This is a genomic window from Nocardioides sp. YR527, assembly GCF_900101045.1.
Classification (GTDB): Bacteria; Actinomycetota; Actinomycetes; order Propionibacteriales; family Nocardioidaceae; genus Nocardioides.
Genome location: NZ_FNFN01000012.1, coordinates 72,230 through 84,756, shown reverse-complemented (window position 1 = coordinate 84,756; position 12,527 = coordinate 72,230). Strand labels below are relative to the sequence as shown.

Annotated in this window: 10 protein-coding genes; 9 read left to right on the top strand and 1 reads right to left on the bottom strand. The window is 67.8% G+C overall.

Annotated elements, in window-relative coordinates:
* Positions 1-68: 68 nt before the first annotated feature.
* The 8 genes from BLT25_RS27490 (at position 69) to BLT25_RS27455 (ending at position 10,643) form a co-directional block, all read left to right on the top strand.
* Positions 69-1,568: an LCP family protein gene (locus tag BLT25_RS27490; protein WP_091052702.1), complete on the top strand. Its 1,500-nt coding sequence runs from the start codon at positions 69-71 to the stop codon at positions 1,566-1,568.
* A 74-nt stretch (positions 1,569-1,642) separates the two neighbouring features.
* Positions 1,643-2,578, top strand: coding sequence for a glycosyltransferase (locus tag BLT25_RS27485; protein ID WP_091052701.1), 936 nt, complete (start codon positions 1,643-1,645; stop codon positions 2,576-2,578).
* Positions 2,575-3,477, top strand: a complete 903-nt coding sequence (locus BLT25_RS27480) for a glycosyltransferase (RefSeq protein ID WP_091052699.1) — start codon at positions 2,575-2,577, stop codon at positions 3,475-3,477. The genes BLT25_RS27485 and BLT25_RS27480 overlap by 4 nt, the downstream gene beginning before the upstream one ends.
* Before the next feature lie 37 nt (positions 3,478-3,514).
* Positions 3,515-4,708, top strand: a complete 1,194-nt coding sequence (gene glf, locus BLT25_RS27475; RefSeq protein ID WP_091052698.1) for a UDP-galactopyranose mutase — start codon at positions 3,515-3,517, stop codon at positions 4,706-4,708.
* Positions 4,705-6,720 carry a glycosyltransferase gene (locus tag BLT25_RS27470; RefSeq protein WP_091052696.1) on the top strand — a complete coding sequence of 672 codons (2,016 nt, stop codon included), beginning with the start codon at positions 4,705-4,707 and terminating at the stop codon, positions 6,718-6,720. Before glf ends, BLT25_RS27470 begins: the two co-directional genes overlap by 4 nt.
* On the top strand, positions 6,704-7,603 hold the full coding sequence (locus BLT25_RS27465; protein ID WP_091052694.1) for an ABC transporter permease: 900 nt from the start codon (positions 6,704-6,706) through the stop codon (positions 7,601-7,603). The genes BLT25_RS27470 and BLT25_RS27465 overlap by 17 nt, the downstream gene beginning before the upstream one ends.
* Complete coding sequence (locus BLT25_RS27460) at positions 7,600-8,397, top strand: ABC transporter ATP-binding protein (protein WP_091052693.1); 798 nt, start codon at positions 7,600-7,602, stop codon at positions 8,395-8,397. Before BLT25_RS27465 ends, BLT25_RS27460 begins: the two co-directional genes overlap by 4 nt.
* Before the next feature lie 125 nt (positions 8,398-8,522).
* Positions 8,523-10,643: an N-acetylmuramoyl-L-alanine amidase gene (locus tag BLT25_RS27455; RefSeq protein ID WP_091052691.1), complete on the top strand. Its 2,121-nt coding sequence runs from the start codon at positions 8,523-8,525 to the stop codon at positions 10,641-10,643.
* On the opposite strand, the gene BLT25_RS27450 is transcribed toward BLT25_RS27455, so the two are convergent.
* A complete protein-coding gene (locus BLT25_RS27450; RefSeq protein WP_091052690.1) occupies positions 10,625-11,323 on the bottom strand; it encodes a TIGR03089 family protein in 699 nt (232 codons plus the stop codon). The two genes, BLT25_RS27455 and BLT25_RS27450, sit on opposite strands and share 19 nt — an antisense overlap.
* A gap of 106 nt (positions 11,324-11,429) precedes the next feature.
* On the opposite strand from BLT25_RS27450, the gene BLT25_RS27445 reads away from it, so the two are divergent.
* Positions 11,430-12,506, top strand: a complete 1,077-nt coding sequence (locus tag BLT25_RS27445) for a mannose-1-phosphate guanylyltransferase (protein ID WP_091052688.1) — start codon at positions 11,430-11,432, stop codon at positions 12,504-12,506.
* Positions 12,507-12,527 lie beyond the last annotated feature (21 nt).

The following is a 12,527-nucleotide window of genomic DNA, read 5'->3' as shown; positions in this document are numbered from 1 at the left end:
TCGCACCGCTGTGTTACTCGTGTGACTGGTGATACTGGCGGTGCAAACTCTTCACCCGAGGACCCGAGATGGCTGAGCAGAACTACCGGCCCCAGCGTACGGCCGCCGAGCGCGCCTCCCGCGTGCGGTTCCGTCGCGCCATGGCACTGCTGCTGATCACGCTGCTCCTGCCGGGTTCCGCCCAGCTCGTCGCCGGCAACCGCCGCGTCGGCCGGATCGCGATCTGGACCGTCATCGGTCTCGCGGTCACCGCCGGGCTGGTCTTCGGGATCTCCCTGCTGTGGCACGGCCTGATCTTCCGGCTCGGCACGACGCCGTGGCTGCTGGGGCTGTTCCGCATCGCGCTCATCGTCGGCGCCATCGCCTGGGCCGGGCTCTTCATCGACGCCTGGCGCCTGGGCCGCCCGCTCGAGCTCGACCTCAAGCAGCGCCGCATCGTGGTCGCGATCAACGGCGCGCTGGCTTTCTCCGTGGCCGCGACCCTGATCTTCGGCGCCCACCTGGTCGGTGTCCACAAGGGCATGGTCGAGGCGATCTTCGCCGGTGCCGAGGCCGCCGAGGCCCACAACGGCCGCTTCAACGTCCTGCTCGCCGGTGCCGACTCCGACGGGGGCAAGACCCGCTGGGGACTGCGTCCGGACTCGCTCACGGTCGCCTCCATCGACGCGGTCACGGGCCGCACCGTCCTCATCGGCCTGCCCCGCAACATGGCGAACTTCACCTTCGACGACGGCTCCCCGATGGACGAGGAGTTCCCGCGTGGCTTCGACTGCGACGGCTGCTACCTCAACGGCGTGAGCACCTGGGCCGAGGACCACAAGGAGCTGTACAAGGGCGAGGACCACCCCGGAATGGCCGCCACCGTCGACGCCGTCGAGGGCATCACCGACCTGCAGATCAGCTACTACGCGATCGTCGACCTCAACGGGTTCCAGGAGATCGTGGACGCCATCGGGGGAGTCACCCTGAATGTACGCCAGCCGATCCCGGTCGGCCTCCCCTCCGACAAGTTCTACACCCACATCCAGCCCGGCACGAAGAAGCTCGACGGCTGGGAGACCCTCTGGTACGCCCGGGCCCGCCACGACTCCGACGACTACTCCCGGATGGCCCGCCAGAAGTGCGTCCTGAACGCGATCCTGCAGCAGACCAGCCCCGCCGACGTCGTACGCCACTACCAGGACGTCGCGAAGGCGACCGGCTCCACCATCACCACGACGGTCCCGCCGAGCGAGATCGAGCGGTTCTCGACGCTGGCGCTGAAGGCGAAGTCGCAGAAGATCTCGACACTCTCGCTGGTGCCTCCGCTGGTCAACACCGCCGACCCGAACATGTCCGACATCCACGCCGAGGTGCGCAAGGCGGTGAAGAAGGCCACCCCGAAGAAGGAGGAGGCCTTCAAGTCGCCCGGCACCGGCGAGGACGGCGAGACCAAGGCGCCCGCCACCGAGAAGCCGAAGGCCACCGGCGACTCCGACAAGGGTGGTCCGGTCACCGGTGGCTCCCTGGGCTCTCGCAACAAGGGTTACCAAGCCAACGAGACCGACGACCTCGCCTCAGCGTGTTGAACAACGGGTTAAGCGCAGGTCACACCGACTCGCTGATTCCCGGGATACACCGCGGTCGCGGCTAGTCTGGATCCGTGCCAGGGAGCAATCGTGTCGCCGCGGTGGTGGTGACCTACAACCGTCTCGAGCTGCTGCAGCGACTGCTGGAGCGGCTCGACGTGGTCGACGGCCTCGACGAGGTGATCGTCATCGACAACGCCTCCACCGACGGTACGTCGCAGTGGCTCGCCGAGCTCGACGGTGCCGACGAGCCGGGTCAGCGCCAGGTGCCGGTGGTCGCCCGCACGCTGCAGCGCAACAGCGGCGGCGCCGGCGGCTTCCATGACGGCCTCGAGACGGCGATCGAGCGCGGCGCCGACCTGGTCTGGCTGATGGACGACGACGGCCTGCCCGACACCGACTGCCTGGGGCTGCTGCTCAAGCAGACCGATCTCGACTTCTGGGGGCCGCTCGTCGTCGATGAGGGCGACCCGGGCCGCCTGGTGTTCCCGATCCGACTCCCGGGCCGCTCCAAGGTCGTACACCAGCTCTCCGACGTCGAGGCGGCCGCAACCGACGGCCTGATCAAGGACATCGTGATCCCGTTCAACGGGGTCCTGGTCACCCGCGACCTGGTGGAGCGGATCGGCTACCCCCGGGCCGAATACTTCATCTGGGGCGACGACCACGAATACCGTCTCCGGGCCGAGAAGGCCGGGGCGCGGATCGCGACCGTCGTCGGCGCCCAGGTGCGCCACCCCTCCGTCGGTGATCTCGGCACCCCGATGGCGTGGGGGAGGGCGACGTACAACCACACGCCGAGCGACCTGAAGCACTACTGCATGGCGCGCAACAACCTGCTCAACCTGCGCGACTACCGAGGGTGGCCCTTCGCTTTGGCTTTCGTGGCGAAGACTCTATGGTTCTACCTGCTCACCAAGCCGCAGCCGCGTCGGATCTGGCTGTCGATGCAGGCGTGGTGGGCCGCTATCCGGGGGGACTTCAGTGGACACGAGAGGTTCCTTCGTTGAGCACCACCCGTGAGACGGTCGCGATCGTCGTCGTCACCTACAACCGCGCCGACATGCTGCGTGGGCTGCTCGACGGGCTCACCAAGCTCGACCAGCCCGCCGACGCGGTGATCGTCGTCAACAACGCCTCCACCGACCACACCGCGCAGGTGCTCGCCGAGGCGATCACGCCCAACCTGCAGGTCATCGACAGCCCTGAGAACCTCGGCGGCGCCGGTGGCTTCCACCTCGGCACCAAGGCCGCGGTCGAGCAGGGCTGGGACCGGCTCTACCTGATCGACGACGACGTCGTCCCGGCCCACGACTGCCTCGAGGTGCTGCTCGCCCAGGACGAGGACTGCCTCTTCTCCGTGCGCGAGGACAAGAACGGCAAGCTGATCGAGCTGGCCGCGCTGAAGTTCGACCTGCGCAACCCGCTCGCGATCAAGCCCAAGACTGCCGCCGTCATGGACACCTACCCGACCCGCGACGCCATGCCGGAGCGCGTTCCGGTGGAGAACGTCGCCTTCGAGGGCTTCATGATCCGCCGCACCGTCCTGGAGGAGATCGGGCTCCCCGATCCGACCTACTTCATCTTCTACGACGACGTGGATCTCGCGATCCGCGCCCGCCGCGCCGGCCGCACCATCTGGGCCGTACGCGACGCGGTGCTCGTGCGACAGCTCGACTTCAGCCAGCAGCACGACCTGGCCGGCTGGAAGGGCTTCTACATGTACCGCAACCTCTTCGTCGTCCACTTCCGCTACGGCGAGAACGTCCTGGTACGTCTCAAGCCGTGGCTCATCACCGCGGCTGTGGTTCTCCTCAGCCCGTTGCGAGGCGGCAAGCATGAAGCCGTCAACGTGATCAAGGCCCTGCGCGCCGCGCGGGGCATGCGTACCGTCCCCACCTCCTCCTGACCGACCCCTTACCCACAGAGACCTAGACTGAGCGATCGTGTCCTTCCCTGAAACCACTCCTGACCTCGTCGTCGTCGGCTCCGGCCTCTTCGGCCTCACCATCGCCGAGCGCGCCGCCACCGAGCTGGACAAGAAGGTGCTCATCATCGAGCGCCGTCCGCACATCGGTGGAAACGCCTACTCCGAGTTCGACGAGGAGACCGGCATCGAGGTGCACAAGTACGGCACCCACCTCTTCCACACCTCCAACGAGAAGGTGTGGGACTACGTGCGGAAGTTCACCGAGTTCACCGACTACAAGCACAAGGTGTTCGGGAAGTACAAGGGGCAGGTCTACTCCCTGCCGATGAACCTCGCGCTGATCAACTCCTTCTTCGGGAAGTCGCACACCCCCGACGAGGCCCGCGCGCTGATCGCGGAGCAGGCCTCCGAGTTCAACACCGAGGACGCCAAGAACCTCGAGGAGAAGGCGATCTCGCTGATCGGCCGCCCGCTCTACGAGGCGTTCATCAAGGGCTACACCGCCAAGCAGTGGGAGAAGGACCCGACGGAGCTGTCGCCCGACATCATCACGCGCCTCCCGGTCCGCTACACCTTCGACAACCGTTACTTCAACGACAAGTACGAGGGTCTCCCGGTCGACGGCTACACCGCGTGGCTGCAGCGGATGGCCGACCACCCCAACATCGAGGTCAAGCTCGACACCGACTTCTTCACCGTGGTCGACGACTACAAGGGCAAGGTCCCGATCGTCTACACCGGCCCGGTCGACGAGTACTTCGACTTCTCCGCCGGCAAGCTCTCCTGGCGCACCGTGGACCTCGAGTCCGAGATCCTCGACGTGGACGACTACCAGGGCACCGGCGTGGTCAACGCCAACGACCCCGAGGTCCCCTTCACCCGTGAGCTGGAGTTCAAGCACCTCCACCCCGAGCGGGCCGACCGCTACAAGCCCGGCAAGACGATCGTGGTCAAGGAGTACAGCCGCTTCGCCCAGGAGGGTGACGAGCCGTACTACCCGATCAACACCGCCGACAACCGCGAGAAGATCCTGGTCTACCGCGACCTGGCCAAGAAGGAGCCGATGGTGCTCTTCGGCGGCCGACTCGGCACCTACAAGTACCTGGACATGCACATGGCGATCGCGTCCGCGCTCACCATGTTCGAGAACAAGCTCCGTCCCCACTTCGAGGACGGCACCCCGCTCACCTCCGGAGGCGTTGACGAATGAGCGTGACCCGACTGCTCCAGCGGCAGATCCTGCCCCTGGACCGTGACTCCGACGTACTCCCGCTCTACGTCGACAACCAGGCTGCCATCCTCGACGCCGACAAGTACGAGGTCGGCTCCGACAAGACGGCCCAGGCGCTGAACAACGCCCAGATCCGTCAGTCGATCAACGACGGCACCCAGATCCACCCCGACCAGATCGAGTCGCGTACGGCGCTGCGGATCCTGAAGAGCGAGCGGCTCTCGCTCGGCACCTACTTCAACGCGTTCCCGGCCAGCTACTGGCGCCGGCACACCGTGGTCGACAGCGTGAAGCTGACCGTCGCGCTGCAGGGTCGCGGCGCGAGCGTCATCGTCTACAAGTCGATGGCCAACGGCCGCTCGCAGCGCGTCGACGCCGCCGACACCGGCACCAACCCCGAGGGCACCTTCACCTTCGACCTGCCGCTGAAGCCGTTCGTCGACGGTGGCTGGTACTGGTACGACGTCGTCGCCTCCGACGAGGACGCCGTCATCACCTCGGCCGAGTGGACCGCGGAGGTCCCCGACGACCGTGCCGAGCACGGCACCGTCGACATCTGCGTCACCACGATGAACAAGCCCGACTTCTGCGCCAAGCTGCTCGCGCAGATGGGCGAGGACGAGCAGCTGCGCCCCTACCTCGACACCGTCTTCGTGATGGAGCAGGGCACCAAGAAGGTCGCCGACGACGTCGAGTTCCCGGCGGCCGAGAAGGCCCTGGGCGACCTGCTGCACATCATCGAGCAGGGCAACCTGGGCGGCTCCGGCGGCTACGCGCGTGGTCAGCTCGAGTCGCTGCGCAAGGGCACCGCGACGTACGCCCTGATGATGGACGACGACGTCGTCTGCGAGCCCGAGGGCATCATCCGCGCGGTCACCTTCGGTGACCTCGCCAAGCGGCCGACCATCGTCGGCGGCCACATGTTCTCGCTCTACGCCAAGTCCCGCCTGCACTCCTACGGCGAGATCGTCCAGCCGTGGCGGTTCTGGTGGCAGTCGGCTCCCGGCGTCTACGGCGACTGGGACTTCGGCGCCCGCAACCTGCGCTCGACCCGTTGGCTGCACAAGCGCGTCGACGTGGACTTCAACGGCTGGTTCATGTGCCTGATCCCGCGCAAGGTGATCGAGGAGATCGGGCTCTCGCTGCCGGTCTTCATCAAGTGGGACGACTCCGAGTACGGCCTGCGCGCCAAGGCGGCCGGCTTCCCGACGGTGTCCTTCCCGGGTGCGGCCGTGTGGCACGTCCCGTGGACCGACAAGAACGACGCCCTCGACTGGCAGTCCTACTTCCACCAGCGCAACCGCTTCGTGGCCGCGCTGCTGCACTCGATCTACGACGACGGCGGCCGGATGGTCACCGAGTCGTTCTCGCACCAGATCAAGCACCTGGTCTCGATGCAGTACTCGACGGTCCTGCTGCGCCACCAGGCGCTGCTCGACGTCCTCGCCGGCCCCGAGAAGCTGCACGAGACCCTCGCGACCCAGCTTCCCGCCGTACGCGAGATGGTCAAGGACTACTCGGACGCTCAGCTCAAGGCCGACCGTGAAGAGTTCCCGCCCGTGCGCCGCCACAAGCCGCCGCGCAAGGGCAAGGAGGACACCGAGGTCCCGACCAACCGCGAGGTCAAGCTGGCCGCGCTCAAGGCGCCGATCCGGCAGATCATGAAGCCGCGCAAGCTCTCCACGGAGTTCCCCGAGGCCGAGCTCGCCGCGATGGACAACCAGTGGTACCGGATCACCAAGTACGACAGCGCCATCGTGTCGATGAACGACCAGCAGGGCGCTGCCTTCTACCGCCGCGACAAGAAGCTCTTCAACCAGATGCTGAAGGACACCGTCAAGGTGCACCGCCGGCTCAAGCGCCAGTGGCCGAAGCTGGCCGAGGAGTACCGCTCCAAGCTCGGCGACTTCACCTCGCCCGAGGCCTGGGAGAAGACCTTCGAGCCGTGGTCGGCCGCTGAGGAGAAGGGGACCGATGGCAACCGGAGTTGATGAACGCCCCGTACGGATCGTCGACGCGCCGCTGGCACCTCCGGCGGAGAACCTCGGTCTGCTGTCGGTCTTCAAGCGCCGCTACCTCCTCAAGCTGCTCGTGCAGCGGGAGATCAGCGGTCGCTACTCCAACTCGATCCTGGGCGTCTTCTGGTCCTACATCAACCCGTTGACGCAGTTCTGCGTCTACTGGATCTTCATGGGCAAGATCATGGGCGCCGACAAGGGGATGGACAATTACCCGGTCCACCTGTTCGCCGGGCTCGTCATCGTCCACTTCTTCACCGAGACCTTCGGGGCAGGGACCCGCTCCCTGCTCGGCAACAAGGGACTGCTGAAGAAGATGGCGATGCCGAAGGAGATGTTCCCGGTCGCCTCGATGCTGGTCTCGCTCTACCACCTGGTGCCGGCGACCCTGATCCTGGTGGTCGTCTGCCTGTTCAGCGGATGGACGCCGACCTGGGAGACGGTTCCCTCGCTCCTGCTCGCGCTCGGCATCGTGATGGCGCTGGGCACCGCCCTGGCGCTGGTCTTCAGCCTCGCCAACGTCTTCTTCCGGGACTTCGGCAGCGCGGTCAACATCCTGACCAACTACATCCGGTTCGGCGTACCGATGATGTACCCGTTCTCGATGATCGAGGGTGCGCTGGGGGACAAGGCCTGGATCTACCTGCTCAACCCGATCGCGGACGCCGTGCTGCTCTTCCAGCAGGCCTTCTGGGTCGGGGTGACCCCGAATCCCGAGGAGACGGCCGCCAAGCATCTGCCCGAGCATCTGTGGATGTGGGGCCTGGGCGCGTTCGGTGCCTCGCTGGTTCTGCTGGTGATCGCCCAGCTGGTCTTCAGCAAGCACGAGAACAAGATTCCGGAGCGCCTGACATGACAGCCGACTCGATCGTGGTGGACGGAGTCACCAAGAACTTCACGCTCCGCTACCACCGCAGCATCAAGGACATCACCGTCGCCAAGATGAAGGGACGGGCGGTCTCCAACACCTTCAAGGCGCTCGACGACGTCACCTTCACGATCAAGCAGGGCGAGTCGGTCGGCCTGATGGGCCTCAACGGCTCGGGCAAGTCGACCCTGCTGAAGCTGATCAGCGGGGTGATGCGTCCCGACCAGGGTGTCGTGAAGACGCGTGGCCAGATCGCCGGCCTGATCGCGACCGGTGCGGGCTTCCACCCGCAGCTGTCCGGGCGCGAGAACATCTTCCTCAACGCGGCGATCTACGGGCTCTCCGCCGAGGAGACGGCGGCGATCTACGACGACGTGGTGAACTTCGCCGAGCTCGGTGACCACCTCAACTCCCCGGTCGGCAACTACTCCTCGGGGCAGTACTCGCGCCTGGGGTTCTCGGTCGCCGTCCACATCGACTCCGACATCTTCCTCGCCGACGAGGTTCTCGCCGTCGGTGACAAGCCCTTCAAGAAGAAGTGCATGGAGAAGATGGAGGAGATCCGCGACAGCGGCCGCACCGTGGTCTACGTCAGCCACGCCGCCGGCTCGGTCAAGCGGATGTGTGACCGCGTCATCTGCCTGGAGAAGGGCCGCCTGGTCTTCGACGGCGACGTCGACGAAGGCATCGAGTACCTCCACTACGGTGAGGACGACGCCAAGGGATCGGCCAAGCTCAGGCAGCTCGAGGCTGCCGACAGCGCCCTTGGCGCCGAAGTCTGAGTCTGTCCAGCACGGCGAGAGCCCGCGAAGAATTACAGGTTTGTAGTTCTTTGCGGGCTCTTCCCAACCCATGTTGCTGATGTGAAAGATGTTCCCTGGTGTTACGGAACCAGGGGGATCCATACGTGCTTTCGCAGGCCGGAGAAGAGCAGTCGAGCGACGTCGAACGTGCTCGGTCGCGCTATGTCGCCTCGACCCAGCAGCTGCTCGTGCTGGGGTTCGTCCTGGCCGCGCTGGTCCCGGCGAGCACGGTCGTCGACCTGAAGGTGGTCCGCCCCGGAGACGTCCCCGTCTCCGGGAGCCAGGTGGCGGCGCCGTCGGCGGCGCAGGTGCCCGCGGCCCCGGTCGACGCCCACCTCGAGGAGATCTCGCTGACCGCACCGTCCTCGCGCCGCGTGCCCGGACGGATCACCGCTGAGGCCACGAAGGCCGCCTCCCGGGGCGATGCGGTGACCGTCACCAGCCTCCCGCAGCCGGTGGACGGCTTCGGGACGGTCGGACTCACCTGGGCGCCCGGTGCGGTCGTTCCGGAGGATGCGGTCGGGGCCGACGTACGCACTCTGGAGGACGGCACGTGGAGCGACTGGCAGGCGCTGGACGTCCACCTCGACGACCATGCTCCTGACCCGAGCTCCGCGGAGGCCGCCGGGTCGAGGCCGGGCACCATGGAGGCGATCGTCGGCGAGGTCGACCAGGTGCAGACCCGGCTGCGGCTGACCGGTGCCCAGGTGCCGGCCGATCTCAGGCTGGCGGTGATCACGCCCGGCGAGGCGGACGCGAGCCGCAGCGAGTCACCCGAGATCGAGACCGGTGCCGATGACGCACCGGAGCCGGCCGAGGGTGCCCAGGGCGCCACGAGATCCGAGGAGGGGGAGGCGGCGACGCTGTCGGCGGCCGCCTACACCGCCAAGCCCAGCATCTACAGCCGTCGCCAGTGGGGCGCCGACGAGAGCGTGCGCGAGGCCGGACCGCCCGACTACCACGAGGTCCGCGGCGGGTTCGTGCACCACACCGTCAACACGAACTCCTACACCAAGGCGCAGGTGCCGGGGATCATCCGGAGCATCTACACCTACCACGTGAAGAGCCGGGGCTGGCGCGACATCGGCTACAACTTCCTGCTCGACAAGTATGGCCGGATCTGGGAGGGGCGCTATGGCGGCGTCGACCGCCCCGTCGTGGGTGCCCACACCTCGGGCTACAACAGCTACGGCTTCGGTGCCTCCGCGATCGGCAACTTCGACAACGCCGCGCCCCCGACCGCGCTGGTGAACGCCTTCGGATCGCTGTTCGCGTGGAAGTTGTCGCTGCACGGTGTCCGCGGCAACAAGGGCTCCACCAAGATCGGTGACCGCACCTTCTCGCACGCGATCATGGGCCATCGCGACGCCGGCTCCACCGCGTGCCCGGGCCGCTACCTCTACGCCAAGCTGAGCACGATCCGCTCGCAGGCGGGCTCGAAGCAGGCGAGCTGGTCGGCGCGCGAGCTGCAGTCGCAGATCAGCGGCCGCGGCTACCCGGACCTGGTCGCCCGGCGGTCCAGCGACCGGCGGATCGTCGTGCTCCGTACCGACGGCAACGCCCGCTTCGGTACGCCGCGGGCGACCAACCTGATCGGCGGCACCTCGGCCACCTTGATGAACGCCGGTGACTGGGACCGCGACGGCGACGGCGACATCCTGATCCGCCACACCGACGGCACGATCCGGGTCAACCGCGGCAACGGGACCGAGACGTTCGCCACCGGCGTCATCATCGGACGCAACTTCCAGTCCGTCTCGGTCATCGACGTGGTCAGCGACATCACCGGCGACGGCTGGCCCGACATCGTGGGCAAGCACTCCAACGGCGAGATCCGGGTCTGGCCCGGCCGCGGCACCAGCTCACTGGGGGCTTCCTACCGGATGCGCAGCGCAGTGAGCGGCTCGACCCAGGTCATCGGAGCCGGCCGTTTCTACAACGACGACGGCTCGCCGGAGGCGATCTTCAGGACCGCCAGCAAGCTGCTGATCTTCCGCACCAACGGCCCCGGGGGCCTGACCACCTACTCCGACCCCGGGATCGACGCCAGTGCCTTCGACTTCATCCTCGCGACCAAGGACCTGCGCGGTGCCTCCACCGGCGGCGACCTGCTGCTACGTCGTAAGTCCGACGGGATGTGGTTCGCCTACGAGCACAACCAGAGCGGCGGCTGGGACCGGAAGACCCAGATGGGCGTCGTGCGGGGCTACGACCAGTTCGGCTGAGCGCGCTCGGCCTCCGCGAGGGCGGCGAGGCGATCGTCGGTCGCGTTGGTCGCCAGCACCAGCGAGCCGCCACCGGCGAGCAGGGCGGCCAGCAGCTCGGCGCCGGCCGGGGAGGCCGAGGGGACGGGGGAGAGCAGCCGATCGGCCTTCCCGCCACCGAACAGGTCGGCGTGGCTGGTCTCGACGCCGGCCCACGAGGTGGCGGTGTCGTCCGCGGCCGGCGGGTCGAAGGGGGTGAAGGCGTCCGGCTGCCCCCAGACCTCGATGCCGACGTCGTGCACGCCCTGGGGGAGCGGGTCGGCGAAACGTACGCCGAAGGGGAGCAGGGAGCACGCCAGGGTCGGCCGCTTCCCAGCGCCGTCCGCCCAGGCGGGCAGGGTCTCGGGACCGCACACGACGGCGTCGGGGCTCTCGGAGTCGGTCACCACGAGTCCGGTGTTCCAGGCGGCGCCGAGGAACACGGTGGCCAGCCAGTGGGTGGGCAGGTCGATCCGGATGCTGTCCCCGCGCTCGAGGCCGTGCTCGTCGAGGAGGAGGCCGGACGCCTTGGCCACCCAGTTGGCGTACGTGGTGGTCGAGAGCTCCTGGCGCTCGCCGCTCGCCTCGTCGTAGAACGTCACGAACGGGCTGCCCGGGGCGGTCCGCAGGGCTCGGGCGAGGGTCTCGGGAAAGCTGGTCACACACAGACCCTAAGGTGTGCGGCATGAGCGAGCGCCAGCGAGCGACCAGCGGGTCCATCATGCCGCCACCTCCGTATTCTTCGACGTGCCCTACGGAGGTGGCGGCATGACGTTCTGGGCAGTGATCCCCGCTGGTGGTGCCGGCACCCGGCTGTGGCCGCTCTCGCGGTCCTCGGAGCCGAAGTTCCTGCGCGACCTCACCGGCCACGGACGTACCCTCCTGCAGGAGACCTACGACCGCCTCGAGCCCGTCTCCGACGGCATCATGGTGGTGACCGGCGCGGTCCACGAGCGGGCCGTGTGCGAGCAGCTGCCCGAGGTGCCGCACGACGCGATCCTGGCCGAGCCGAGCGGGCGCGACTCGATGGCCGCTATCGGCCTGGCCGCAGCCTTCTTGGAGCGGCGCGACCCGGAGGCCGTGATGGGCTCCTTCGCGGCCGACCACGTGATCCGCAACATCGACAACTTCCACGAGACCGTACGCAGCGCCGCGGCCATCGCCGCGGACGGCTGGCTGGTCACGATCGGGATCTCGCCGACCTTCGCCTCGACCGCGTTCGGTTACATCGCCGAGGGCAAGGCGCTGGACGGTCACCCGGGCGCCTACCTGGTCGACGAGTTCGTCGAGAAGCCGTCGGCCGAGGTCGCCGCCGGGTATCTCGCGACCGGCCGCTACCGCTGGAACGCCGGGATGTTCGTGGTGCGTCCCACCGTCCTCCTCGACCTGCTCGCGGAGTCGGACCCGGGCTTCACCGACCGGCTGCGGGCCATCGCCGCCGACCCGTCACGGCTCGAGGAGCTGTGGGATACGCTCCCGAAGATCGCGGTCGACCATGCGGTCGCCGAGCCCGCTGCCGCCGCCGGCAAGGTCGCCACGGTGCCCGCCGATCTCGGCTGGGACGACATCGGCGACTTCGACTCGCTGGCGACGCTGCTCCAGGCCGCCGCCACCGCCTCGCCCGAGGGCCCCACGATCCTCGGTGACGACTCGCTCGTCCACGCCCTCGACTCCACCGGCCTCGTCGTACCCCACTCGGGCCGCATGATCGCCCTCATCGGCCTCGAGGACATCGTCGTCGTGGACACCGACGACGCCGTCCTGGTCACCACCCGCACCCACGCCCAGCAGGTCAAGAAGATCGTCGCCGCCCTCAAGGACTCCGACCGCACCGACCTCACCTGAAATGCCGAGTCGGCGCATCCG